At 62.6% G+C, this 25,978-nt stretch carries 23 protein-coding genes; 14 read left to right on the plus strand and 9 right to left on the minus strand.

Annotated elements, in window-relative coordinates; all coding sequences use genetic code 11:
• Window positions 1-139 precede the first annotated feature (139 nt).
• From M5C56_RS00085 to M5C56_RS00115, 7 genes are all read left to right on the plus strand, one after another.
• Window positions 140-1,366, plus strand: coding sequence for a Xaa-Pro peptidase family protein (locus M5C56_RS00085; RefSeq protein ID WP_103499364.1), 1,227 nt, complete (start codon window positions 140-142; stop codon window positions 1,364-1,366).
• 357 nt (window positions 1,367-1,723) lie between these two features.
• Window positions 1,724-3,358, plus strand: a complete 1,635-nt coding sequence (locus M5C56_RS00090; RefSeq protein ID WP_103499365.1) for an ABC transporter substrate-binding protein — start codon at window positions 1,724-1,726, stop codon at window positions 3,356-3,358.
• A gap of 74 nt (window positions 3,359-3,432) precedes the next feature.
• Window positions 3,433-4,386 carry an ABC transporter permease gene (locus M5C56_RS00095; RefSeq protein ID WP_100943535.1) on the plus strand — a complete coding sequence of 318 codons (954 nt, stop codon included), beginning with the start codon at window positions 3,433-3,435 and terminating at the stop codon, window positions 4,384-4,386.
• Entirely contained in the window at window positions 4,383-5,219 is an 837-nt protein-coding gene (locus M5C56_RS00100) for an ABC transporter permease (protein WP_103499366.1), read from the plus strand. The genes M5C56_RS00095 and M5C56_RS00100 overlap by 4 nt, the downstream gene beginning before the upstream one ends.
• Before the next feature lie 2 nt (window positions 5,220-5,221).
• Window positions 5,222-6,862, plus strand: a complete 1,641-nt coding sequence (locus M5C56_RS00105; protein WP_103499367.1) for an ABC transporter ATP-binding protein — start codon at window positions 5,222-5,224, stop codon at window positions 6,860-6,862.
• Between the two features lie 139 nt (window positions 6,863-7,001).
• A complete protein-coding gene (locus M5C56_RS00110) occupies window positions 7,002-8,183 on the plus strand; it encodes a hypothetical protein (RefSeq protein ID WP_103499368.1) in 1,182 nt (393 codons plus the stop codon).
• Window positions 8,184-8,558: 375 nt separating this feature from the next.
• Window positions 8,559-9,434 carry a LysR substrate-binding domain-containing protein gene (locus M5C56_RS00115; RefSeq protein WP_103499369.1) on the plus strand — a complete coding sequence of 292 codons (876 nt, stop codon included), beginning with the start codon at window positions 8,559-8,561 and terminating at the stop codon, window positions 9,432-9,434.
• Between the two features lie 215 nt (window positions 9,435-9,649).
• Here the strand turns inward: M5C56_RS00115 and M5C56_RS00120 are convergent, their stop codons facing one another.
• The 3 genes from M5C56_RS00120 to fae are packed head-to-tail and all read right to left on the minus strand — an operon-like array spanning window position 9,650 to window position 12,637.
• Window positions 9,650-11,083: an NAD-dependent succinate-semialdehyde dehydrogenase gene (locus M5C56_RS00120; protein ID WP_103499370.1), complete on the minus strand. Its 1,434-nt coding sequence runs from the start codon at window positions 11,081-11,083 to the stop codon at window positions 9,650-9,652.
• Window positions 11,080-12,114 (minus strand): aldo/keto reductase, encoded by a 1,035-nt coding sequence (locus M5C56_RS00125; RefSeq protein WP_103499371.1) that lies wholly within the window; start codon window positions 12,112-12,114, stop codon window positions 11,080-11,082. The genes M5C56_RS00120 and M5C56_RS00125 overlap by 4 nt, the downstream gene beginning before the upstream one ends.
• Window positions 12,115-12,124: 10 nt before the next feature.
• On the minus strand, window positions 12,125-12,637 hold the full coding sequence (fae, locus tag M5C56_RS00130; protein WP_103499372.1) for a formaldehyde-activating enzyme: 513 nt from the start codon (window positions 12,635-12,637) through the stop codon (window positions 12,125-12,127).
• Window positions 12,638-13,378: 741 nt separating this feature from the next.
• Between fae and M5C56_RS00135 the strand changes: the two genes are divergently transcribed.
• From M5C56_RS00135 to M5C56_RS00155, 5 genes are all read left to right on the plus strand, one after another.
• Window positions 13,379-13,726: a hypothetical protein gene (locus M5C56_RS00135; RefSeq protein WP_040069550.1), complete on the plus strand. Its 348-nt coding sequence runs from the start codon at window positions 13,379-13,381 to the stop codon at window positions 13,724-13,726.
• Window positions 13,727-13,929: 203 nt separating this feature from the next.
• On the plus strand, window positions 13,930-14,211 hold the full coding sequence (locus M5C56_RS00140) for a DUF2790 domain-containing protein (protein ID WP_103499373.1): 282 nt from the start codon (window positions 13,930-13,932) through the stop codon (window positions 14,209-14,211).
• 285 nt (window positions 14,212-14,496) lie between these two features.
• Entirely contained in the window at window positions 14,497-15,030 is a 534-nt protein-coding gene (locus tag M5C56_RS00145; RefSeq protein ID WP_103499374.1) for a helix-turn-helix domain-containing protein, read from the plus strand.
• A gap of 7 nt (window positions 15,031-15,037) precedes the next feature.
• Window positions 15,038-16,186, plus strand: a complete 1,149-nt coding sequence (locus M5C56_RS00150; protein ID WP_103499375.1) for an HlyD family secretion protein — start codon at window positions 15,038-15,040, stop codon at window positions 16,184-16,186.
• Window positions 16,183-17,775 (plus strand): DHA2 family efflux MFS transporter permease subunit, encoded by a 1,593-nt coding sequence (locus tag M5C56_RS00155; protein WP_103499376.1) that lies wholly within the window; start codon window positions 16,183-16,185, stop codon window positions 17,773-17,775. The genes M5C56_RS00150 and M5C56_RS00155 overlap by 4 nt, the downstream gene beginning before the upstream one ends.
• A 14-nt stretch (window positions 17,776-17,789) precedes the next feature.
• Here the strand turns inward: M5C56_RS00155 and M5C56_RS00160 are convergent, their stop codons facing one another.
• Both M5C56_RS00160 and M5C56_RS00165 read right to left on the minus strand, forming a co-directional pair.
• Entirely contained in the window at window positions 17,790-18,095 is a 306-nt protein-coding gene (locus M5C56_RS00160; protein ID WP_177103394.1) for an antibiotic biosynthesis monooxygenase, read from the minus strand.
• Window positions 18,096-18,197: 102 nt separating this feature from the next.
• Window positions 18,198-18,980 (minus strand): alpha/beta hydrolase, encoded by a 783-nt coding sequence (locus M5C56_RS00165; RefSeq protein WP_103499378.1) that lies wholly within the window; start codon window positions 18,978-18,980, stop codon window positions 18,198-18,200.
• 113 nt (window positions 18,981-19,093) lie between these two features.
• On the opposite strand from M5C56_RS00165, the gene M5C56_RS00170 reads away from it, so the two are divergent.
• The gene (locus tag M5C56_RS00170; RefSeq protein ID WP_103498328.1) at window positions 19,094-20,002 is read left to right on the plus strand and encodes a LysR family transcriptional regulator; all 909 of its coding nucleotides are present in this window, start codon (window positions 19,094-19,096) and stop codon (window positions 20,000-20,002) included.
• Window positions 20,003-20,040: 38 nt separating this feature from the next.
• Here M5C56_RS00170 and M5C56_RS00175 read toward each other — a convergent pair whose 3' ends face one another.
• The 4 genes from M5C56_RS00175 to M5C56_RS00190 form a co-directional block, all read right to left on the minus strand.
• The gene (locus M5C56_RS00175; RefSeq protein WP_103498329.1) at window positions 20,041-21,879 is read right to left on the minus strand and encodes an amidohydrolase; all 1,839 of its coding nucleotides are present in this window, start codon (window positions 21,877-21,879) and stop codon (window positions 20,041-20,043) included.
• Window positions 21,880-21,929: 50 nt separating this feature from the next.
• Window positions 21,930-22,505 carry an antibiotic biosynthesis monooxygenase gene (locus M5C56_RS00180; RefSeq protein ID WP_103498327.1) on the minus strand — a complete coding sequence of 192 codons (576 nt, stop codon included), beginning with the start codon at window positions 22,503-22,505 and terminating at the stop codon, window positions 21,930-21,932.
• Entirely contained in the window at window positions 22,502-22,936 is a 435-nt protein-coding gene (locus tag M5C56_RS00185; RefSeq protein WP_103498326.1) for a DoxX family protein, read from the minus strand. Before M5C56_RS00185 ends, M5C56_RS00180 begins: the two co-directional genes overlap by 4 nt.
• Before the next feature lie 69 nt (window positions 22,937-23,005).
• The gene (locus M5C56_RS00190; RefSeq protein WP_152737523.1) at window positions 23,006-23,650 is read right to left on the minus strand and encodes a hydrolase; all 645 of its coding nucleotides are present in this window, start codon (window positions 23,648-23,650) and stop codon (window positions 23,006-23,008) included.
• Window positions 23,651-23,958: 308 nt separating this feature from the next.
• Here M5C56_RS00190 and M5C56_RS00195 point away from each other — a divergent pair, with 308 nt between their 5' ends.
• On the plus strand, window positions 23,959-25,905 hold the full coding sequence (locus M5C56_RS00195; protein WP_103498296.1) for a DNA topoisomerase III: 1,947 nt from the start codon (window positions 23,959-23,961) through the stop codon (window positions 25,903-25,905).
• The last annotated feature ends 73 nt before the right edge of the window (window positions 25,906-25,978 follow it).

The raw sequence follows: 25,978 nt of genomic DNA on the forward strand, positions 1-25,978 counted from the left end.
GTGGTGAACGATAACGCGGTGCGCCTGATAGCCAGCGGCGCCCTTGCGGCCATAGCGAGCAAGCTCGCTCCTACAACGGGAGCGCGGACTTTATAAGAACGTATTTCCATCACCGACCGGTATTAGCGAGGAACACCCCATGAGTCTTTCCGGCCCCAACCGCAACCCCGCCGACTGCGAACCCACCCACGCCGAGATCCAGCAGATCCAGCTGGACCGCCTGCAACGGGTGCGCAACGAACTGAAAAAGCGCGACTACGCCGCCTGCGTGTTGTTCGACCCGACCCATATGCGCTACGCCACCGGCTCGCGCAATATGCAGGTGTACTCGGCCCGCAACCCGGCGCGTTATGCCTTTATCCCCGCCGAAGGCCCGGTGGTGGTCTTCGAATTCGGCGGCTGCCTGCACCTGGCCGAATCCCTGAACACCGTCGACGAAGTGCGCCCGGCCAAGGCGATCTCCTATTACTTCTGCGACAGTTTCCTGAGCAATGTCACCGCCGACTGGGCCGCCGAAATCGACGACTTGGTGCGCAAATGCGGTGGCGGAAAACGCATCGCCATCGAGAGCGCCACCTCGGCGGCGGCCTTCGAATTGCAGAAGCTCGGCTACCAGGTCTTCGATGCCCAGGAACCACTGGAACGCGCGCGCTGCATCAAGGTGCCGAACGAGCTGAAGATGATCCGCGCCAGCCTGCGCGCCACCGAGGCCGGCGTGAAGCTGATGGAAAGCAAGCTCAAGCCCGGCATCAGCGAAAACGAACTCTGGTCGCACCTGCACCAGCACGTGATCGCCACCGACGGCGACTATGTGGAAACCCGCCTGCTCTCCTCTGGACCGCGCACCAACCCCTGGTTCCAGGAGTGCAGCACCCGGCCCATCGAAGCCGGCGACCTGGTGGCGCTGGACACCGATGTGGTCGGTCGTTTCGGCTACTACGCGGACTTCTCGCGGACCTTTCTCTGCGGCGAACAGGCCGCCACCCGCAAGCAGCAGGAGCTGTACAAGCTGGCCTATGAACAGGTGCAGACCAATATGGAAATGCTCAAGGCCGGGCGCAGCTTCAAGGAGTATGCGGAGCTGGCCTGGAAGATCCCCGACCACTACAAGGCCAACCGTTATTTCGCCCTGGCCCACGGGGTTGGCATGACCGGTGAATACCCCTACGTGGTGCACCGCGAGGACATCGATGCACTGGGCTATGACGGGGTGTTCGAGGCGGGCATGACCATCTGCGTGGAAAGCTACATCGGCCACGACGAAGGCGGCGAAGGGGTCAAGCTCGAAGAGCAGATCTACATCCACGAAAATGGTATCGAGCTGCTCTCGGACTATCCGTTCGACCCGCGCCTGCTGCCCGTTTAAGTCTTGCCGCCCTACCCCGCGCCGGCACTCAGCCCGCGAGGTAGGGCCATCAGGAGCGTGTCTGGCGCGAGAGGACAATCAGTAATGTGCGTTTTAGGAATTTTCCTACGCTGAATTTATCGTTTGTTCATCCGGAGCCAGATGACAAAACTGCGAGCATCTCAAATAAAAACAACACGAGAGCCGCACCATGTCCTATCCCACGTCCCGCCTCCTGAATGCTCCGCGCTTTGATCTGCCGTTGACGTTTTTCCTGACCGATCACGGGTCCGCCCTGGATCGCCAGCGCTAGCTGCCAACCCTCTGTTCGCAGTGGCACCCAAAAGACGCATTTACGCCCCAGTATCGGAGAGGCTCATGAAAGACCTGACTACCCTGGACGGCTCCGCGCCGCATCCAGCCGTGGATGACCTGTGCACCCAAGCCAAGCGCGGCCAGATCAGCCGCCGGCAATTCCTCCACACCGCCACCCTGCTCGGTATCACCGCCGCCAGCGCCGGGAGTTTCCTCGGCCCGGCGCTGTTCAGCGATTCGGTCCAGGCGGCTGAAACCGGCACCCCACGCAATGGCGGCAGCCTGCGCTTTGCCTGCGCCATCCAGGAAATCCAGGACCCGATGCTCATCACCTGGATCGAAGCCTCGAACCTGATGCGCAACAGCCTGGAATACCTGACCTGGGTCGATGCCCAGAACATCACCCACCCGTACCTCGCCGAAAGCTGGAAGCCCTCGGACGACCTCAAGGAATGGGTCTTCAACCTGCGCCAGGATGTCAAGTGGAGCAACGGCGACGCCTTCACCGCCGACGACGTCGAGCACAACTTCCAACGCTGGACCGGCGCCGAGTCCAAGTCGGTCAACCGCACTGCCTTCCAGGACATCGCCTCCTTCGAAAAACTCGGGCCTTACCAGTTCAAGCTGATGCTCAAGCGGCCGATCCTGGCGATTCCAGAAATGCTCAACGCCTTCACCTGCGCCATCGTCCACCGCAGCTTCAAGGCCGGTGACGACTGGTCGAAAAACCCGGTCGGCACCGGTCCTTTCAAGCTCACCTCGTTCGCCGTGAATAAGGAAGCCACCTTCGCCAAGCGCGCCGATTACTGGGGCAAGCCAGCCTATCTGGACGAGCTGCGGTATGTCGACATGGGCACCGATGTGTCCACCCAACTGGCCGCCCTGCAAGCCGGGCAGGTCGACGTCCTGTACCGCGTCACCGTGGCCGAACTGGACCTGGCCAAGCGCCTGCCCAACGCCAAGCTGCTGACCTGCAAATCGGCGCAGACCGTGGTGATGCGCATGGCCGTGGACCAGAAACCGTTCGACGACCTGCGCATCCGCAAGGCCGTGGCGCTCTGCGCCGACAACGCGCAAATGCTCAAGATCGCCTATCGCGGCATGGGCACCCTGGGCGAGGACCACCACGTGGCACCGTCGCACCCGGAATACTTCCCGCTGCCCAAGCGTGCCCGCGACGTGGCCCAGGCTAAAGCACTATTGGCCGAAGCCGGACATCCCAAAGGTATCGATATCGACCTGATCGTCGGCAACACCCAGGGTCGCTACGAACAGGACACCGCGCAGATCCTCCAGCAGAACTGCCTGGAAGCCGGTATCCGCATCAACCTCAAGGTGATTCCCGCCACCCAGTACTGGCCGATATGGGACAAGGCCGCCTTCAGCCTCACCTACTGGGCCCATCGCCCGTTGGGGGTGATGTCCCTGGAACTGGCCTACCGCGGCGGCGGTGCCTGGAACGAAAGCCACTACAAGGACCCGGCCTTCGACGCCGCCCTGAACAAGGCCATGGGCATCGTCGATCCGAAACAGCGCTCCCTGGCGATGCAAAGCGTGGAGCAGATCCTCCAGGACGCCTGCGTCATCATCCAACCGTTCTGGGCCGACAAGTTCACCGCCACATCGCAGAAGGTCCAGGGCTTCCAGGTCCACCCATCGGACTTCTACCCGATGAACGAAACCTGGCTCAGCGCCTGATCCGACCTTTGAAACAATGAGCTCGCCCACCCCGGTGCGGCGAGCCGGCAACTGTATAGCCGGAGCATGCAAACATGGCTGATTTTCTGTGGCGCAAGCTACTGGCCCTGGCAGCGACGTTATTGTCGGTGTCACTGATCGTTTTTTTCGCCCTGGAGCTGAATATCGAGGACGTCGCGATCAACGTCCTGGGTCCCTACTCCGCCGCCGACCAACGCGCCGCCTGGCTCACCGAGCACGGCTACGACCAACCCTTCCTGTGGCGTTACCTGATCTGGCTGAAGGACTTCGTCAGCGGCCACTGGGGCACCTCGGTGCACTTTCGCGAACCGGTGATGGACCTGCTGCTGCCCAACCTGGGACAGACCCTGATGCTGGCGGGTCTGGCGCTGTTGATCATGGTCCCCGTGGCCCTGACCCTCGGCGTACTGGCCGGGATTCGCCAGGGTTCGCCGCTGGACCGCCTGGTGTCGTTCCTGTCCATCGTCACCACCTCGATCCCGGACTTCGCCAGCGCGGTGTTCGTCTCGGCAATCTTCGTCTTCTGGCTCAACTGGCTGCCGGGCGTCAGCAGCATGAGCGACGGTTTCAGTGCCCTGCAACTGGCGATGCCGCTGATGGTGCTGTGCCTGTTCGGCGTCGGTTACCTGGCGCGGATCACCCGGGCGTCGATGGTCGAAGTGATGCAGGCGCCGTATATCCGTACCGCCCGCCTCAAGGGTGCCTCGACCTCACGCATCGTGCTGCGCCATGCGCTGCGCAATGTGCTGATCGCACCGATCACGGTGATCATGCTGTACATCCCGTGGCTGCTGTCCAACGTCATCGTGGTCGAGGTGTTCTTCGCCTACAAGGGCTTCGGCTCGCTGCTCTACACCGCCTCGCTGAACCATGACGTCTACCTGATCGAGGCTTGCGCCATGATCAGCGCGCTGGTGGTGGGCGCGACCAAGATCTTCTCCGACCTGGCCTATACCTGGCTCAATCCGCGCATCACCTTGCGCAGCCTTGGCGGGAGCGCCCGATGAATCTTCTGCATGCATTCAAGAACCCGCTGGCGGCCCTGGGCCTGTGTCTGGTGGGCGGTTGGGTGATCCTCGGGGTCTTCGCCCCCTGGCTCGCCCCCCATGACCCGCTGGAAAGCTTCACCCCGCTGCTGACGCCGTTCAGCGACGACGGCAGCGGCCAGACCTTCCTGCTGGGTACCGATGTGCTGGGCCGCGATATTCTCTCGCGACTGATCTGGGGCACCCGCACGGTGCTGCTCTGGTCGACCCTGGCGACCCTCACCGCGTTTGCCTTCGGCATTGCCATGGGCCTGTGCGCCGGCTACTTCAATGGCTGGGTCGACTCGGTATTGTCCTACATCGCCGACACCGTGCTGTCATTCCCGGTGCTGGTGCTGTACATCGTGATCATCATCGCCCTCGGCGCCTCGGCGTTGAACATCCTGATCGCGGTGACCTTCACCAGCGCCCCGGCGATCTTCCGGATCATGCGCGCTCTGACCATGGACCTGCGTTCGCGGGACTATGTGCTCAGCGCCATCACCCAGGGCGAAGGCGCCCTGCGGATCATGACCGTGGAAATCCTGCCCAACTGCGGTGGCCCGCTGATCGTCGATTTCTGCCTGCGCATCGGCTACACCGCGATCATGATCGGTGCCCTCGGCTTCCTCGGCCTCGGCCTGCCACCGCCGACCCCGGACTGGGGCGGCATGATCAACGAAGGCCGCAGCATGGCCATCGCGTTTCCCCACCTGGTGATCTTCCCGTGCATTGCCATTTCCACCCTGATGCTTGGCCTCAGCCTGCTGGCGGACGGCCTGGACGAACACGCCCAGAAAGGCACAAGGAGTTGAGTATGAGCAGCCAACAAGTATTGCGCGTCGAGGGGTTGTCCATCGAACTGCCGCCGGGCGCGGACCGCAGCCATGCGGTACAGAAGATCGATCTTGATGTGCGCAAGGGCGAAATCCTCTGTGTGATCGGCGAGTCCGGCTCGGGAAAATCGGTGCTCTCCGGGGCCATTATGGGCGACTACGCCAAGGGCCTGTGCCACAGCGAAGGGCGTATCGATTTCCTCGGCGAGGACATCTGCAGCATGCCCGAAGCGCAGTTGCGCGGCCTGCGCGGCAACCGCATCGCGATGATCTTCCAGGAGCCCATGGCGGCCCTCAATCCGGCGATCCGTATCGGCCGGCAGGTGGAGGAGATCTTCGAGATCCACGCCCCGCAGATGGGCGCGGCCGAGCGGCGCGAACGCATGCTCGCGTTGCTGGAGTCGACCCAGTTGCCGGAGCCGCCACGGATCGCCAACAGCTTTCCCCATCAGCTCTCTGGCGGCCAATGCCAGCGGGTGGTGATCGCCATGGCCCTGGCCATGAACCCGGACCTGCTGATCGCCGACGAACCGACCACCGCCCTGGATGTCACCACCCAGGCCCAGGTCCTCAAGCTGATCCGCGAACTGCGTGGGCGCGGCCAGCACGGCATCCTGTTCATCACCCATGACTTCGGCGTGGTGGCGGAAATCGCCGACCGCATCGCGGTGATGGAAGGTGGTCGGCTGGTGGAAATCGGCGAGCGCGACCAGGTCTTGCAGGCGCCACGCCACGCCTACACACGCAAGCTGATCGCCGCGGTCCCGGCGTTGAATCCGGAGCTGCACGCGCCCTGCGCCGACGGTGAGATCGCCCTGCGGATCGAACACCTGAACAAGACCTACCACGTCGAAGGTCGTCAAGTCTGTGCGCTCAAGGATGTCTCGCTGCAACTGCCGAGGGGCAAGACCCTGGCGATTGTCGGCGAGTCCGGCTCGGGCAAGAGCACCCTGGTCAAGGCGGCGATCCGCCTGGTGGACAGCGACAGCGGGCATGTCTGGCTCGGCGACAGCGACTTCCTCGCCCTCAAGGGTGAGGCACTGACCCAGGGCCGGCGGCAGATCCAGATGATTTTCCAGGACCCCTACGGCTCGCTCAATCCGCGCCATCGGGTCGGCGACATCATCGCCCGCGCCGCGCAATTGCGGGGACTGTCGGCCAAGGACGCCTGGATCGAAGCCGGCGACCTGCTGGAACAGGTCGGCCTCAAGCGCGACGCCCTGAAACGCAAACCCCGGCAGTTCTCCGGCGGCCAGCGCCAGCGCATCGGCATTGCCCGCGCCCTGGCCATGCGCCCGCAGGTCCTGATTGCCGATGAAAGCGTCTCGGCCCTGGATGTCTCGGTGCAGAAACAGGTGCTGGAATTGCTGGCCGAGCTCCAGCAACGACTGAACCTGAGCATCCTCTTCATCACCCACGACCTGCGCGTGGCGGCGCAGATCAGCGATCACATCGCGGTGATGCGCCAGGGCGAAGTGGTCGAGTACGGCACAGCCGAGCAGGTACTGCTGCACCCTCGACATGGCTATACCCAGACCCTGCTGGCCGCCGCGCCCGGGGCGTCGGTGCGACCGCCAACCCAGGCGGGACCGGCACCGGGCCTGAGTGCCGCCGGCGGCTGATCCTCCCGGCCCGCTAACACCTGGACGTTGTTCGCAGCCTCCGTCGTAGCGGGCCCTACCCCTTTCATCCAGACCACGCTTTTGCCGTGGCCGGGATGGCTGTTGCCAACAATAAACCTAGAGAAGAGACGGAGCGACCATGAACTTGAACACCACCCGGGCCTTGCGCTCATTAACCCCGCTGGCGCTGTTGGGCGCCCTTTCCACGCCCGCAATGGCGATCCAGGTCACCGACAACCTGGATATCGGCGGCGCTGTCCGCTATCGCTGGGACTACGCCCCGGATCGCGATATCCAGAAGTTCGACTTCGACACCGCGTTCCTCACCGCCAAGTACAACTCCGACACCTGGATCGCCGCCGCCAAGTACCGCTTCTACGGGCGCTCCTATCCGTACCAGTACACCGATCGCATCGGCGCGGTGCAGTTCGCCGAGACCGCCTGGGTCGGCTACAAATTCAACCCGGACCAACAGGTGCAGGTCGGCCTGAACCAGATTCCGTTCGGCCTGCAACCCTACTTCGGCAGCACCTTCTATGAAACCCTGGGCAACGTGGTCGGCCTGGAAGACGTGGAACAGGTCGGCGCCAAATACATCCAGCAGAACGGCGACTGGAACCTGCAAGCCGGCTTCTACCTGCGCCCGGCCCTGCAAGGGCGCGGCACCAGCAACGGCGACACCTACTCCACCGTGGTCTCCCGGGCCGACAGCTATGTGACCGATGGCAGCAACAACCAGGAACACAACACCGCCGTGGTGCGCCTGGCCAAGGCCATGCAACTGGGTAACTGGAAATCCGAGGTGGGGATCTCGGGCCTGACCTCGACCCTGGAAAACCGCGACACCCGCGAAGACGGTCGACGCAATGCCGTGGCCATCCACTACCTGGGCAAGGACGGTCCGTGGGGCCTGCAATTGCAGGCGGCGCGCCAGCAGATGTCGCCACGCAATCCCGGCAGCAACGAGGTGGTGACCTTCGGCGGCTATGACGGCACCTTCAACGTCGCCAGCCGCGGCAACCTCTATGTCGCCGACCTGAGCTACGACGTCGACGGCAAGTACCTGCTTGACCAGATCAGCGGGATCAAGCTGTACGCCAACTACAGTGCTTTCGACAAATCGGCGGATGACTTCAAGACTTCCCAGCGCCTGATCCTCGGCACCTCGTTCTCGGTGAGCAAATTCTGGGTCGCCACCGAATGGCTGATCGGCAAGAACGATCCTTACATCGGCGGCAGCAGCTATACCCAGAGTCTCGCGGCCGGCGGGACCGATCTCTGGAAAAACCAGCTGTATGTGAACATCGGTTATTACTTCTGAGGGTGCTGCTTGCGGGTGACAAGAACGTGAGTCTTGCAGCGCACTCACGGGCGTTATCGCCGGCAAGCCGGCTCCTACAGGTGGGTGCTCGTCCACGAGATTGCATCGTGTTCGAGCACCCACCTTTTACCTCCTCATTTCGTTGCGCATCTTTGTGGGGGAGCACCTGGGCTCTCCCACCTTTTTCCATCCCCACCGTTTTTTTAACTCACTCCCGCCAAGCAACGCTTGCATCGGCCCGCCGCTGATAGTCAGATACGTCCTACATAGAAAACACTTCAAAGAACAACAATAAACCGACTCCACGCTGGCCGATCCCGTGCTTCAACACGGTGTTTCGCAGGTGTGCGCCAGCCGGTCCGGAGTATTCATTTCATGCGTCAACTGCCCTCGCTGAACATGCTCCGCGTGTTCGAGGAAGTCGCCCGGCATCGCAGCTTCAGCCAGGCCGCCGCGTCCCTGAACGTCACCCAGGGCGCGGTCAGCCGACAGATCAAGCAACTGGAGGATTACCTTGGCGTCGCCTTGTTCGTGCGCACGCCGCGGGGCTTGTCACTGACCGAATCAGGAACGGCATTGTCACCGCAGTTGGGCGATGCCTTCGACCATATCGAACGTGCCCTGCAAGCCGTGCGGGTGCCCAATCTGCGCCAACGCCTGCGTATCCTCGCGCCACCGACCTGGGCCACCCGCTGGTTGTCGGCGCATCTGCGAGCGTTCTGCCAGCGCTACCCGGATATCAGCCTCAGCGTGACCAACCAGGCCAGTCATGACAGCCTGGCCGAGGTCGACTGCCAGATCCGTTTCGGCCTCGAGGCGGATACACATTGCAGCAGCCAATTGCTGGTGATGGAGCGGCATATTGCCGTGGCGAGCCCGGAGCTGTTCGAACAGGGCGAGGCGCCGGACCTGCGCCACTCTCCCCTGCTGCATATCCTGCACGACGGCAAGCGCCTCAAGGTCTGGGAGAACTGGCTGGCGGCGATGGGCCGTGAAGACATCGATGCCCGGCAAGGGCTGGAATTCAGCACCCTGGACCAGGTGATCAACACCGCATTGGCCGGTGGTGGGCTGGCGGTGATCGACCGGCAGATGATCGTCAAGGAACTGGCCAACGGCAGCCTGCTGCCCATCACCCCGGTGGAGGTGGTCGGGCCGTATGGCTATTGGCTGGATGTGGCGAACGACAAGCAGGGGTTGTCGAAAGTGCGGCTGTTTACCGAGTGGTTGAGCCTGGTGAGCAATCCCTGACTCAAGGCCCGATGCAATCCCCGGCCGTTTTCCGAGGCAACACAAAAAAAGGAGAACTGAAACCCGCTACCGCGCCCTTCCCACGCCCCCCCTGTAGGAGCGAGCTTGCTCGCGATGGTCGTGAACGATAACTCGGGGCGCCTGATACCCAGCGGCGCCCTTGCGTCCATCGCGAGCAAGCTCGCTCCTACAGGGTGTGAGGGGGCGACGGTGCCTTAGAGGCCGCCCATCAACAGGTATTTGATTTCCAGGTAGTCGTCCAGACCGTAATGCGAACCTTCACGTCCCAGGCCCGATTCCTTGATGCCGCCAAAGGGCGCCACTTCGGTGGAGATGATCCCTTCGTTGATCCCCACCATCCCGGCTTCCAGGCCTTCGGCCATGCGCCAGACACGGCCGATATCGCGGCTGTAGAAATACGCCGAGAGACCGAATGGCGTGTCATTGGCCCGGCGCAACACCTCGGCCTCGTCCTTGAAGCGGAAGCACGCCGCCACCGGGCCGAAGGTCTCTTCCTGGGCGATCAGCATGCCATCGCCCACATCGGTGAGGATGGTCGGTTCGAAAAAGGTCCCGCCGAGGGCATGACGACGACCGCCGCACAAGATCTTGGCGCCCTTTTCCAGCGCATCGCCGACATGCTGCTCGACCTTGCTCAAGGCGGCGCTGTTGATCAACGGCCCCTGCTCGGTTTCGCCGTCCAGCGCATTGCCGACCCGCAGCGCCTTGACCGCCTCCGCCAGCTTGGTGGTAAAGGCCTCGTACACGCCATCCTGGATGAAGAAGCGGTTCACGCAGACACAGGTCTGCCCGGTGTTGCGGAACTTCGAAGCCATCGCGCCCTTCACCGCCGCGTCCAGGTCGGCGTCATCGAACACGATAAACGGAGCGTTACCACCCAACTCCAGCGAGACCTTTTTCAAGGTGTCGGCAGCCTGGCGCATCAGCAGCTTGCCGGTGCGGGTCGAACCGGTGAAGGACAGCTTGCGCACCACTGATGAAGCTTGCAGCGCGCCGCCGATAGCCACCGCATCGCCGGACACGATGTTGAACACGCCGGCCGGAATCCCCGCCTGCTCTGCCAGTACCGCCAGGGCAAAGGCCGACAGCGGCGTCTCTTCCGAAGGCTTGAGGATCATTGTGCAACCGGCGGCCAGGGCCGGGCCGACCTTGCGGGTGACCATCGCCAGCGGGAAGTTCCACGGAGTGATCGCCGCGACCACACCGATGGCTTCCTTGGTGACGATGATCCGCGCATCGGCCTTGTGGCTCGGGATCACATCGCCATAGGCGCGTTTGGCCTCTTCACCGAACCACTCGAGGAAACTGGCGGCATAGACCACCTCACCCATGGCTTCGGCCAACGGTTTCCCCTGCTCGCGACTGAGCAAGGTAGCGAGTTCACGCTGATTACTCAGCATCAACTCGCTCCAACGCTTGAGGCGCACGCTGCGATCCTTGGCGGTCAGCTTGCGCCAGGCCGGCAAGGCGCGCTCGGCGGCGGCAATGGCCAGGACGGTTTCTTCAGCGCCGGCGCGTTGGACATCAACGATCAACTCGCCATTGGCCGGGTTCAGCACCGGGTAAGTCGGCCCACCGCTGGACCATTGGCCGTCGATGTAGTTACCGGTACGGATCAACTCGCTCATGCCACGGCCTCGGTCAAGGTGAAAGCTGCCTCGCCCGGACGGGGCGAGCGCAGGATACGTTTGCCGGCGGTGTAATCGTTGATCACATCGCACGGGGTGTAGTTGCGTTCCAGCTCGTACAGCTCGTCGGCGTCCAGGCGGGTCTCCAGGGCCGCCAGGGCACTGTCGAACTGTTCGGTGGTGTCGGCGCCCACCAGCATGCAATCCACGCCCGGGTGATTGACCACCCAGGACTGGGCGATCTGCGCATTGGATACACCACGACGGCGGGCGACACGCTGCACCGAATGGGCGATTTCGAAAGACGCTTCGTCGCTGTACATCTGTTGGGTGAAGAAGTCGGTCTGGTTGCGGGTCGACTGCACGTCGCCGGTCAGCAGGCCGCGCGCCAGCGGGCTGAACACCGAGACGCCGAGGCCCTGGTCACGGCAGAACGGCAGCATCTCGCGCTCTTCTTCGCGGTAGGCGCAGTTCAGTTGCAGCTGCATATTGATCGGCTTGACCCAGCCGTTGCGCTCACAAGCCATGAGAATCTTCGCCAACTGCCCGGTGAGCATCGTCGAGACGCCGATATAACGAGCCTTGCCGGAACGCACGATGTCGTTCATGGCGCTCATGGTTTCCTCGACCGGAGTGTTGATGTCGAAGTAATGCAGCATGAAGACATCGACGTAGTCCATATCCAGGCGTTTCAGGGACGCCTCGATGCTGTCCATGATGTGCTTGCGCGAATGGCCGCTGGCGTTGATCCCGCTGCGGGTGCCGTAGCCGACCTTGGTGGTCACCACAATGTCTTCGCGACGGGTCAGGCGCTTGAGAATGCGCCCCACCACTTCCTCGCCGACGCCGGCGGAATAGAAGTCCGCCAGGTCGATGAAGTTCACCCCGTTGTCCAGCGCGTGCTTGACGATCGGTTCGCTTTTCTTCTCATCGAAGATCCACGGTTTCCAGTCCGGCGTACCCATGTTCATGGTACCGAGGCACAGCTTGGAAACCTGCAGGCCGGAATTGCCCAGACGAATGTATTGCATGGCGCGGACCTCAGGCTTTCGGGGTGTAGAAAGGGTTGGCGACGTGGTTGACCACATCGGCGAGCTGGGCACGTACCGGCAGGCCGGTCAGGGCGGCGCGGATTGCGGTGCGGCAGGCGTTGTAGTTGTTCAGGTAGACAGCATCGAGGTCATCGCAGGAAGGATTGACCCAGTTGGCGGTGACGATGGCCCACTCGTCCTCGGCCTCGGCCGGCAGGGTGCCGTCGAGCAGGGCTTCGAGCACGGCCTTGGCGATCCCGGCCTGGGACGCGCCCCAGGTGGCATTGCCGTGGAAGTCGCTGCCGATGGCGGCCTTGTTGACGTAGAGGGTCATCGGCTTGACCGGAATATTCGGCTGGGCGATCACCATAAATGGGCAATGACCCTGGCTCGGCGACGCCAGGCTGTTGGCGAAGGCCTGGCCAGCCGGGCCGTTGCGCGGACCGATGAGGATATTGATATGGGCGGCGTTCACGCCGGGGCCTTCGAAACCTTCGCCGATGTACAGGTCTTGTTCTTTCATGGGTTTTTATCTCGCGGACGCAGGGAATTGAGGGTGATCAGAAACGCGCACGCACCCTGGGGCACGAACGGTCAAAGTCGGGAAACGCAGAGCGCAGCAGAAAGCTGGCGAGGACGCGGCAGTGGGGCTGGGTCATGGTGCAAACGCTCTTTTTTTTATGAGTGAGCTGGTGTTTGCGCTTTTTTATCACTGGGGCTGGAGGGGGCTGTAACCATTAAAAGTCATGGGGGCATGAGGTTTAGTCATGGCCCCGATCATGGACGAACACACGCCATGGCCGGGGTCATCCCCAGCCACGGGCACAGGCCGACAAGAAGGCGCTGCCAGATCCAAAAACATGATCTGTATGGCTCCAGACGCGTCAAAGCCTCGCAGGCTCACACGGCGGCTGTACATGTGATATCCACCGACACCGGCGGACAAACTCCAGGCAAAAAAAAGCCCAAGCGGCTGATGGACGCTTGGGGCTTAAAAATGCATAAACCGTGGTAGGTGAACGCAGGGCAATATTAACCCACTGCGACAATCTGTAACAAGATGTTTTTCAGCTTCCTATTGACATAACCCCTTCAATAACCACATGTTTTTCATGGCTTGAGATGAACCATAATGGAGCACAAACAGTGGTTTTTTATTCCTGAAAGAAGCGGTTGGATGCTTTGATATCACCAACAACAGTATTTGCTTCGCCAACCGGAGGCGGTGACAATTGCCGTTCCATTTTCTTTCGAGGTTTGCAACATGCGTAAAGCACTTACCGTCCTGGCCCTCAGCGCCCTGTTTGCCCAAGGCGCCATGGCGGCGGGCGGCACACAGGCCGCGGTCGGCGGTGGTCTGGGCGGCGCCCTGGGCAACGTATTGGGCCAGAAGATGGGCGGCAGCACCGGCGCAGCAGTCGGCGCGGGCCTGGGCGGCGCGGCCGGTGGTGCCGTAGCAGCCAAGAAAGGCAAGAAAACCAAGGCAGCCATTGGCGGCGGCCTCGGTGCAGCCGGTGGTTCGCTGCTGGGCAACCAGTTGGGCGGCAAGACCGGAGCGGCCATCGGTGCCGGCCTGGGTGGTGCAGCCGGTGGTGCACTGGGCGGCAAGTAACACACGGTCATTGTAGGAGCCGGCTTGCTGGCTCCTACAGGGATTCGCCGTGTTTTCCAGGTCCCATCAGCTTTACCCAGTATCGATCCCGCTGATATCCGCTATTGCCGAGGATCCGTTCTATTGGCGCCAGTGCCGTTTGTAAAATGGCCACCACTGCCTCACTACCGTCAGGTGAGGGGGATGTCTTTCCGGAGACCGCCATGAAATACCTTCTGTTTGTCCTGCTCTCGCTGTTCAGCCTGGTTGCTACCGCCCAAGGTGATGTGACCGCCGCTCCCCAAGGCCAGGGTGCAACCGCCAGCACCAACGCCGAGCCCTATGACTATTCCGAAGACCTCGACATGGCCAAGGCCGTGCGCGCCGACAGTGCCGCCGCCTCCGATTGTGGTCCGGTGCAGGGGCACGTGATCTACGTTGATGGCCAGGGCGTGCGCCACGAAATGAATTTTATCCGCCTGGGCAACGCTTGCCAGCACGGGTGATCACCATCCCCTTTTGGGAACCGGCTTGCTGGCGATGACGGCCGGATAGTCGACGCCGGGCTTGCGGGCCTCATCGCCGGCAAGCCGGCTCCCACACGGTTCGGTACTGCTCTCAAGATCCCATGCCCCCGTGTGCCCCCCACCCAGCCCGAACCTTCCCTCTGCCCACCTCCCCCCTCGCCTGAAAATACTTGCAAGTAGTGACTTGCAAATTGAAAGTCGCCCGCCTATATTACGATCATAATATTACACGCATAATCATTACCGCACTCCGAGGCCCCAACCATGAAAAGGACAAGCCTGGCCCACCTGCACTGCCCCGTGGCCCGCAGCCTTGAGCAGGTCGGTCAGTGGTGGAATATCCTGATCCTGCGGGACGCCTTCTACGGTCTCAGCCGTTTCGATCAGTTCCAGGAAAGCCTCGGGATTGCCCCCAGTATCCTGACCCGCCGTCTCAATGACCTGGTCGAAAGCGGCTTGCTCGAACGCCGGGCCTACAACGATGCCCCACCGCGCTTCGACTATCTGCTGACCGCTCGCGGTCGGGATTTCAGACCGGTGCTGCTGACCTTGATGGATTGGGGCAACCAGCACCTCTCACCCGAAGGCCCGACCACTCAACTCGTCGACAGTGCCAGCGGCGAACTCGTCGAACTGGCCCTGATCGACCGTCGCTCCGGGCAGACCATCAGTCGGCGCCACAAGGTCGTCGCCGGCCCGGCTGCCGACGAGCCCATGCGTCGACGCTTTGAAAAACGCCGCCAACTGGCGGCGCTGCAAAACCCTGATATCGCTCCCCCCCTCTCTGCCAACCGGTAACTCCGTCATGACCAACCTGTCCTCGGCCTCTGCCCCTGAACTGGCCGTTCAGAAAAAACCGGTGCTGTTCAAGCGCCTCCTGCTGCTGACGGTGGTCACTGGCGCACTGGTCTTCGCCGCTTTCTACGGCCTGCACTGGTGGACGGCCGGACGCTTTATCGAAAGCACCGACGACGCCTATATCGGCGCCGACGTGACAGTGATCGGGCCCAAGGTGCCGGGTTATATCGCCGAGCTCAAAGTCACCGACAACCAGTTCGTCCACGCCGGTGACCTGCTGGTGAAGATCGATGACCGCGACTATGTCGCCGCCCTGCAAAAGGCCGAAGGCGCGGTCGCAGCTCAACAGGCGCTGCTGGCCAATCTCGACGCCACCGAGCAGTTGCAGCACGCGGTGATCAGCCAGGCCCGGGCCGGCATTGATGCGGCCAATGCGGAAACCGTGCGTTCGCGCAACGACCACGCCCGCTACGAAAGCCTGGTGGGCCGCTCGGCGGTGTCGGTGGAAAGTGCCCAACGGGTCGATGCCACCTTCAAGACCGCCCAGGCCAATGGCGCCAAGGCGCAAGCCACGCTGCTGGCCAATCAACGCCAGGTGGACGTGATCGAGACCCAGAAATTGCAGGCCAAGGCCGCGTTGATGCAAGCGGTCGCCGAACGCGACATGGCCCGCCTGAACCTCTCCTACACCGAATTGCGAGCGCCGGTGGACGGCGTGATCGGCAACCGTCGGGCACGGGTCGGCGCCTTTGCCGCGGCCGGTTCGCAGTTACTTTCCGTGGTGCCGCAGCAGGGCCTCTGGGTCGACGCCAACTTCAAGGAAGACCAGTTGACCCATATGCTGCCCGGCCAGGCCGTGACCATCCGCGCCGACGTGCTGCCCGGCAAGGTCTTTCACGGCCACCTGGACAGCCTGGCCCCGGCCACCGGCGCCCAGTTCAGCGTGCTGCCACCGGAAAACGCCACCGGCAACTTCACCAAGATCGTCCAGCGGGTGCCGGTCCGGGTCATGCTTGACCAGGCCGATGGCGTGCTCGGGCAGCTGCGCCCGGGCCTCTCGGTCACCGCCGAAGTCGATACCCTGCACAACGCCAATGGCGTCGCCAGCCGCCCGGCTGACCAACGTGCCACCAGCCAACTGGTCAGCACGCCATGAGCACCCGCGCCCCGGCCAAGCCTTTCGACGCGGCGTCGATGAGCACCTCGGTCAAGGTGTTCGCCTTTGCCACCCTGTGCGTGGGTATGTTTATCGCCCTGCTGGACATCCAGATCGTCTCCGCCTCGTTGCGCGATATCGGCGGCGGACTGTCGGCCGGTACCGATGAAACCGCCTGGGTGCAGACCAGCTACCTGATCGCCGAAATCATCGTGATCCCGCTGTCGGGCTGGCTGTCGCGGGTGTTTTCCACGCGCTGGCTGTTCTGTGCCTCGGCGGTGGGGTTCACCCTGGCCAGCCTGCTTTGCGGAGCGGCCTGGAACATCCAGAGCATGATCGTGTTTCGCGCCTTGCAAGGGTTCCTGGGCGGCTCGATGATCCCCCTGGTGTTTACCTCGGCGTTCATGTTCTTCAGCGGCAAGCAGCGCGTTATCGCCGCCTCGACCATCGGTGCCATCGCCTCCCTGGCGCCGACCCTCGGCCCGGTGATCGGCGGCTGGATCACCGATATTTCCTCCTGGCACTGGCTGTTCTACATCAACCTGGTGCCCGGTGTGTTCGTCGCCGTGGTGGTGCCGATGCTGGTGCGGATCGACGAGCCGGACCTGCGCCTGATCAAGGGTGCCGACTACCTGAGCATGCTGCTGATGGCGGTGTTTCTCGGCTGCCTGGAATACACCCTGGAGGAAGGCCCGCGCTGGAACTGGTTCAGCGACAGCACTATCCTGGCCACCGCATGGATTTCCGGCCTCGCCGGGCTGGCCTTTGTCAGCCGCAGCCTGATGGTGGCCAATCCGGTGGTCGACCTGCGCGCGCTCAAGGAGCGCAATTTCGCCCTGGGTTGCTTCTTTTCCTTCGTCACCGGTATCGGGCTGTTCGCAACCATTTACCTGACGCCACTGTTTCTCGGCCGAGTGCGTGGCTATAGCGCCCTGGACATCGGCCTGGCGGTGTTCTCCACTGGTCTGTTCCAACTGGCGGCAATTCCGCTGTACGCGTTTTTTGCCAACCGGGTCGACCTGCGCTGGCTGATGATGGTGGGGTTGGGGCTGTTTGCCGTGTCGATGTGGGACTTCTCACCGCTGACCCATGATTGGGGTGGCAAGGAGCTGATGTTGCCCCAGGCACTGCGGGGCATGGCCCAGCAATTCGCCGTGCCGCCCACCGTGACCCTGACCCTCGGCGCCCTGGCACCGGCACGTCTGAAACAGGCTTCGGGCCTGTTCAACCTGATGCGTAACCTCGGCGGCGCCATTGGTATCGCGGCTTGCGCGACGATTCTCAATGATCGGACCAACCTGCATTTCAACCGGTTGGCCGAGCACCTGAACAGCACCAACGAAGCGTTGAACCAGTGGATGGCCACGGTCGGCAGCAACTTCGCGGCCCTCGGCCAGAGCGGCAGCGAAGGCACCACCGCCAGCCTGCAGCAACTCTGGCAACTGGCCTATCGTGAGGCGCAGACCCAGAGTTATGCCGATACCTTCCTGGTGATCATGGTCTGTTTCATCATCGCCACGGCCCTGGTGCCGTTGATGCACAAGGTGAAGCCACCGCCTGCGGCGGCAGCGTCGCCCGATGCTCATTGAGGATACACCGGCCGTTACGGGCTCTCGCTCAAGGAAGACCACAGATTGATCTGAGGAGGAGCAGACAGCAGTTGCCCCAGGTGCGCCATATCGCCGCGAGCCTCGCGCCAGGCGATATAAGCGTGGAACGCGGCTTCGTTCTCCCATTGTTCGACGAAGCAGATCGCCTGGCTGTCCTGATGCTGACGCAGTACCCGCACGGACAAGGCGCCAGCCGCCGAAGATGTGCCACGGGTCAGCTCAGGCAGGCCCTCGATGAACGCCTCCATGAACTCAGGTTTTATGTTCATCAGCAATGTGACGGTGACGGCGCTAGTCATTAGCATTTTCCTGAAGAAGGTGGGCCGATAGTGCCAAACCGGGACCGGCTATCGATATGACATAAAAGCCGCAAACCCGGCCACTTTCGCGGAGCATCCGCATCACCGGCCAAGTCCTTCGACAAAGCGCTGGATAGCCCCGGCAACCTCATCCGCCGACTCCAGCGGCGACAGATGCCCGGTACCCGCCAGTTCACACAGAGTGGCCTGGGGAATTCGCGAGAGGACTTCTGCTCGCAATACCTCGACCGGATCGACCCGGTCCAGCTCACCGGCAATCACCAGGCTCGGCACCTCGATACCCGTCACGTCAGCAGTGATGTCCTCTTTGCTGGTCGCACAAGGCCAGGCGGCCTTGGCTTGCGGTGCGCCACGCAGACTGTCCTCGATCACCTGCTCGAGATGCTTCGGGCTCAAGGGTTTGGCGGTCAGCATATGTTCGAGGGCCATCGCCACCGACTCACGTGACTCATAAGCCGTCTCCATCGCGGCTTGCACCTCTGCCGGGAGCCGCAGCGGTCCCGGCGGCGAAGGCGCCACCAGCACCAGCCCGACCAGACCGACCGGGCGCCGCGAGGCGAACAGCTGCGCGATCTTGCCCCCCATCGAATGGCCGATCAGCACGTAGCGGCTCAGGTTCAACGCAGCAATCACCGCCAGGGTATCTTCGACAAAATCAGCCAAGGCATAGCCGCTGGCCGGTGCCTGGGAGTCGCCCCAGCCGCGATGGTCATGGGCAACGCTACGGTAATCACTCGGCAGCGCCGCGCGCACATCGTCCCAGGTGCGTGACGAACCGCCCCAGTAGTGCAGGAACACCAGGGCTGGCGAGCTGGCGCCACGGTCGCTGACTTCAAGTTGAACACCGTTGGAAACTACTTTCATGTCGATCTCCAGAGACTGAATGTCTGGAGGCGATCGTAGATCAGCGCAAATAAAGCGATAATCCCGTATTTTCTATCATCAGCTAATCACCAGGCTATCGACTGGAGTACGTTATGGACCGTTTCATGAGCCTCAAGGTGTTCAGCGCCGCCGTCGAAGCCGGCAGCCTGGTGGCCGCAGGCCGGCGTTTCGGGCTTTCCGCTTCAATGGCTGGCAAGTACCTGAGCGCCCTGGAGGCCGAGTTGAATGTGCGGCTGATCCAGCGCAGTACCCGCAGCCTGAGCCTGACCGAGGCCGGTCGGGCCTACCATGCTCGTTGCCAGCGTATTCTCGAAGCCCTTGAAGAAGCCGACCGCGAAGCCAGCGATACCCAGCATGCCCTGCGCGGGAAATTGCGCATTTGCGCGCCGGTGACCTTCGGCTCCCTGCACATGGCACAACCGCTGGCGCGTTTCATGGCCGAGCACCCGCAGCTCGATACCGAGATCGTGCTCGATGATCGTTATGTGGACTTGCATACCGCCGGTATCGACATCGCCATCCGCATCGGACGCCTGCCGGATTCGGAATTGATTGCCCGAGCGCTGGCCCCCTGCCGCATGGTGCTCTGCGCGGCCCCTGCATTTCTGCAAAGGGAAGGTGTACCGTCGCGCCCCGAGGACCTGAGTGACAGTCCACGCCTGGCCTTCAGCGAAGCCGTCTCCAGCGGCGCCTGGACCTTGAGCGACGCACAACAGCAACCCCATCTGATCGAAGGGCCGGTGCGCATGTATGCCAATAACATGCACATGCTGCTGGCGGCGGCCCTGACCGGACTCGGGATCGCCTACGGCCCGACCTTTGTGTTCGGGCAAGCACTGGCCGCCGGCGATCTGGTGAGGATACTGCCCGATTTCAGCGTTCCCGATCTGACCATACAGGCCGTCTACCCGACGGCCCGATACGTGCCGTCCAAGGTCCGTCGATTTATCGACTATATGGCCGCTGAATTCGAAGGTTTACCGGCCTGGGATCGTTTCTGAAGCCGGGCGAGGCGCAAGCGCCCCGCCCGGTCTTCGACTCAGAAGGCAAAACACGAACAACCAAAGGCCCCCCAGAACCCCTGGAAGTCACTGACCGGCACACTCGACATCCGCGCCCGCTCATGACCGTGGGCATGCACCCCGCAAGGACCGCTGCACTGGTGCACCTGGGCCTGCAAGGGCGAGTTCGGCCGCCAGTGTCCCGGCACCTTGACCACCGGCGACCAGTCGGGGGTCACCGGCAGCGTCGGCGGCGCGAGTTTGTCGAAATCACCCGCCGCGTGCACCACCTTGCCGTCGACCACCGTCAGCACCGATTCGATCCACTTGATGGCCTCGGCCTCCACACTGAAATAGTCCGCCGACAAGGCCACCAGGTCCGCCAGTTGCCCGACCTTGATCTGGCCTTTCTTGCCCTGCTCCGAGGAAAACCAGGCACTGCCATGGGTGTACAGCTCCAGCGCGGTTTCCCGTGGCAGCCCCTCGGGATAGAGCTCGAGCCCGCCGACGGTACGCCCGCTGACCATCCAGTACAGCGAGGTCCAGGGGTTGTAACTCGACACCCGCGTGGCATCGGTACCCGCGCCCACCGGCACGCCTTCGGCCAGCATGCGCTTGATCGGCGGCGTGGCCTCGGCGGCCTTGGCGCCGTAACGCTCGACGAAGTATTCACCCTGGAAGGCCATGCGGTCCTGAATCGCGATGCCGCCGCCCAACGCCCGTACCCGTTCGATGTTTTTTGGCGTGATGGTTTCGCAGTGATCGAAAAACCACGGCAGACCATTGAACGGAATATCCCGATTGACCTTCTCGAAGACATCCAGCATCCGCGAAATGGATTCGTCATAGGTGGCGTGCAGGCGGAACGGCCAGCGCTGTTCCACCAGATGACGAACCACCGGCTCCAGCTCCTGCTCCATGGTCTGCGGCAGGTCAGGGCGCGGCTCGAGGAAGTCTTCGAAATCCGCCGCCGAGAACACCAGCATCTCCCCTGCGCCGTTGTGCCGAAGGAAGTCGTCGCCCTGGCCGTAGGTCACCTTGCTGGTCCAGTTCTTGAAATCCGCCAGCTCTTCCTTGGGCTTCTGGGTAAACAGGTTGTAGGCAATCCGTACGGTCAGTTGTTGTTTGGCCGCCAGTTCGTTGATGACTTCATAGTCGTCCGGATAGTTCTGGAAACCGCCGCCGGCATCGATGGCGCTGGTGACACCCAGGCGGTTGAGTTCACGCATGAACTGGCGGGTCGAGTTGACCTGATACTCCAGCGGCAGTTTCGGCCCCTTGGCCAGGGTCGAGTAGAGAATCATCGCGTTGGGCCGGGCAATCAACATGCCGGTCGGCTCGCCCTTGGCATCGCGGACAATCTCGCCACCCGGCGGGTTCGGCGTGTCGCGGTTGTAGCCGACCACCCGCAGTGCCGCCCGGTTGAGCAAGGCGCGGTCATACAGGTGCAGGACAAACACCGGAGTGTCCGGCGCCGCCTTGTTCAGTTCTTCCAGGGTCGGCATGCGCTTTTCGGCGAACTGGAATTCGTTCCAGCCGCCCACCACCCGCACCCATTGCGGCGCGGGGGTACGCTCGGCCTGTTCCTTGAGCAGACGCAACGCATCCACCAACGAGGGCACGCCTTCCCAGCGCAGTTCCAGGTTGTAGTTCAGGCCGCCACGGATCAGGTGCAGATGCGAGTCATTGAGGCCGGGGATGACGGTGCGGCCCTTGAGGTCGATTACCTGGGTGGTGCTACCGCGCAAGGCCATGGCCTCGCCGTCGTTGCCCACGGCGATAAAGCGACCGTCCTTGATGGCTACCGCCGTGGCCTTGGGTTGGGCGCGGTCGACGGTGTGCAAGCGGCCGTTGTGCAGAATCAGGTCAGCGATCACATTGCTCATATCAGTTCTCCTTGCTTGACGGAATGTAACGGTCAGCGAAATCAGTGGTTGGCCGGTTGCAGCCAGCGGCTGAACAGACGGGTCACACGGGGCATGAACACATAGACCACCAGCAACACGATGCTCAAGGTGATCAGCACATTGGCTTGCACATAGCCGCCCAACCAGGGCAGCAGCGTGAACAGCGGGCGCCACAACATCGGTACGACAAAACTCAGCGGCAGGATCACCAGGAAGGTCACGCAGGCCTGCTTCCAACGCGGCACCGGACTGGGCGAACCGACTTCGGCCGGGGTGAACCAGAATTCGCGGTCGGCGTTGATTTCGGTCTGGTCGCCATCGGCCAGCATGGGCTGGGCCTCTTCTACCAACTCACGACGGTCATTGGAGTCCAACCAGTGTTGCAGTTGTTCGGTAGAGGCAAAACGCAGCACGCTGGTAAACAACGTTTGCCCGTGGCTATGCCCACGCACCACATCGACACCTAGGTGCCCCGGATAACTGCGCGCCATGGTGACGATGCGCCGCAGCCAGGTTTCATAGGCCTGGTCCTGGCCTTTCTTGATCCGATGACGGACCAGCAGGGTCACCACGCCATCCAGCAATTCGATATTCATGGATGAAGACTCCCCGGGCGGGTGAACGCGCTGAAACGCCGCTCCAGAGCGATGCTCCCGGAACCACCGATCAGCAAGGCGACGAAGACGATCAGCAGCAACCAGGCGAATTGCCCTTCGGCCAGGCTCCACTCCGGGTGTACCCACACCAGTGAAACCAGCAGCAGGAACAGCACCGGCAGCGTAGCCAGGCGGGTCAACAGGCCAAGGATAATCAGCAACGGGCACAGCACTTCGGCGAAAATCGCCAGGCTCAGGGTCAGGTGCGCCCCCAGGCCGAAAGGGTCTTCGATCAATGTCAGTTGATGTTGGAAGTCCAGCAGCTTGGGCAAGCCATGGACCCGTAACAACAAGGCCGAACCGGCCAGGCGTAACCAGAGCAGCGCCCAGTCAGCCGAAGTGCGAGAGGACAACAAGGGGCGAGTGACCATGTCAGGTATCCCTGTGAAGGCTTGAGGCGATGAGGTGTCGGGCGCGACCCACGCGCCCGACTCACGTCACTACTTGGCTTGGCGTTGCGGCGCGTTGTGCACCATGGTGTAGGCGTAGTCCACACCCATGCCGTAGGCGCCGCTGTGCTCGCGCACCAGATCCATCACCGCGTCGTAGGTTTCCTTGTGCGCCCAGTCACGCTGGAACTCCAGCAGTACCTGCTGCCAGGTCACCGGGACGGCACCGGCCTGAATCATCCGTTGCACGGACATGTCGTGGGCTTCCTGGGTGGTGCCGCCGGACGCGTCGGTGACGATGTACACCTCGTAACCTTCGGCCAGGGCTTCCAGGGCCGGGAAGTTCAGGCACACCTCGGTCCACAGTGCAGCCATGATCAGCTTCTTGCGACCGGTGGCCTTCACCGCCTCGACGAATTTCTTGTCTTCCCAGGAGTTCATCGAGGTGCGCTCGATGGGCTGCTGGTCCGGGTGCACCGCCAGTAGTTCCGGCCAGATGTAGCCGCTGAAGCTCTTGGTTTCCACCGAGGTGAAGATCGTCGGCACATTGAAGATCTTCGCCGCCTTGGCCAGGCCCACGGTGTTGTTCTTCAGGGTCTGGCGATCGATCGATTGCACGCCGAAGGACATCTGCGGCTGGTGGTCGATCAGGATCAGGGTGGAGTTGGTTGGGTTCAGCAGTTCACGAATAGACATGGCGCGTTCCTTTTGATGTCGAGTAGTGGTGCGTTCGGTTTGTCAGGCGGGCCTGGCGCCCTCCGTTGGGAGGTCCGTGCTGCCTGGCTTGGATGTCACTTTAGGCGCCTGAGCAAATCGAGACAATTACCCTAAACCGGGAATCATTGATTCTATAAAAGGGACAATTGAGTCTTGCCTACTATCTGCGCGCATGAACTATAGTTGATGAAATAAAGCTGTATGTTTATACAGATAATGATTGCCTGATCGCCCGACACTGAGCATGCTGTCCGACTTCAAGACCCCGCGCTGAAATGAGAGTGGTTATGCGCTTGTTCCTCTGTGAGAAGCCCTCCCAGGCCAAAGACATTGCTACGGTGCTCGGTGCCACGCGGCGTGGCGACGGCTGCTGGGTGGGGCCGAATGCCACCGTCACCTGGTGCATCGGCCACCTGCTGGAAACCGCCCCGCCGGATGCCTACGACGCCCGCTACAAGCGCTGGGTGCTGGCCGACCTGCCGATCGTTCCGGAAAAATGGAAGATGCAGGTCAAGCCCAAGACCGCCAGCCAGTACAAGGCGGTCAAGCGCCTGCTGGGCGAGGCCGGGGAGTTGGTGATCGCCACCGACGCCGACCGCGAAGGGGAAATGATCGCCCGTGAACTGGTGGAGCATTGTCGCTATCGCGGGCCGATCCAGCGGCTCTGGCTGTCGGCGCTGGACGATGCCTCGATCCGCAAGGCGCTGGCGGCGCTCAAGCCCGGCGTCGAGACCTTTTCGCTCTATCACTCGGCCCTGGGACGCTCGCGGGCCGACTGGCTGATCGGCATGAACATGAGCCGCCTGTTCACCCTGCTCGGCCGCCAGTCCGGTTATCAGGGCGTGTTGCCGGTCGGACGGGTACAGACACCGACCCTGCGCCTGGTGGTGGACCGTGACCGTAGCATCGCCGACTTCGTGCCGGTGGCTTACTGGGCGATCGACGTGCACCTGCTGCACGACGGCCAGCCCTTTATCGCCCAGTGGCGCGCGCCGTCGGATGCCTGTGACGATCAGGACCGCTGCCTCAACCAGGCCCTCGCCCAACAGGCCGCGAGCGACATGGGCGCGGCGTCCAGCGCCCGGGTGGTGAAGCTCAAGACCGAGCGGATTCGCGAGGCTGCACCCCTGCCCTTTGATCTGGGCACCTTGCAGGAAGTCTGCTCGAAAAGGCTCGGGCTGGGCGCCCAGGAGACACTGGATATTGCCCAGTCACTGTACGAAACCCACAAGGTCATCACCTACCCGCGCAGTGATTGCGGCTTTCTGCCCCTGAGCCAGCACGGCGACGCCGGTCGGGTATTGGCGGCACTGGAACGGGCTGATCCAAGCCTGGACAAACTGGCGCCGTATCTCGATCCGACACGCCGTTCGCGAGCCTGGAACGACGCCAAGGTCACCGCCCACCACGGTATTATCCCGACGGGCACCGGCGCCAGCCTCGAACGTTTGCAGGGCAAGCCGCGCGCCGTCTACAGCCTGATTCGCGCCCGTTACCTGGCGCAATTCCTGCCCAATCACGAATACGACCGGACCCAGGCCGATTTCGATTGTGCGGCGCAGGCATTGCGGGCCGTAGGCAAACAGATCGTCGAGCCGGGCTGGAAACGTGCCCTGCCTGAAGCGCTGGCGCCGGCCAAGGGCCGCGAAGCCCCCGAGCCGCAGGCCTTGCCGGCGTTGCGCGAAGGCACCGAATGCACGGTGAGCCGGGTCGACCTCAAGGATCTCTGGACCCAGCCCCCCAAACCTTTCACCGAAGGCGACCTGATCAAGGCGATGAAAAACGTCGCCAAGTATGTGGAGGACCCACGCCTCAAACAGAAACTCAAGGACACCACCGGCATCGGCACCGAAGCCACACGCGCCGGCATCATCCAGGGTTTGCTCGATCGAAGTTATCTGGTCAAGCATGGCAAAAGCCTGTCAGCGACCCCGGCGGCCTTCAGCCTGATCGATGCGGTACCGCGGGCGATTGCCGACCCGGGCACCACGGCGATCTGGGAACAGGCATTGGACATGGTGCAAAGCGGCGAGATGAGCCTGGAAGAGTTTGTCGCCAAGCAGGCAGCCTGGATGAGCAAGCAGGTAGGACGTTGTGTCGAGTTGAAGCTGCAGATCACCATGCCGGCCGGAATGACGGGACAAGGCGCGGCGCCCTGGAAGAAGAAGCGCAAGGCAGCGGGAACCAAGACAGGCAGGACCCGGCGTACGCCGAAGTCGGCGGCCAACTCCTGACTGATCGAACGTTCCCACGCCGGAGCGTGGGAACGATCACATCAGGGCTTATGCGAGCGCCATGGCTGCTGTC

The sequence above is a fragment of the Pseudomonas sp. MWU13-2862 genome, assembly GCF_023242495.1.
Taxonomy (GTDB): Bacteria; Pseudomonadota; Gammaproteobacteria; order Pseudomonadales; family Pseudomonadaceae; genus Aquipseudomonas; species Aquipseudomonas gingeri_D.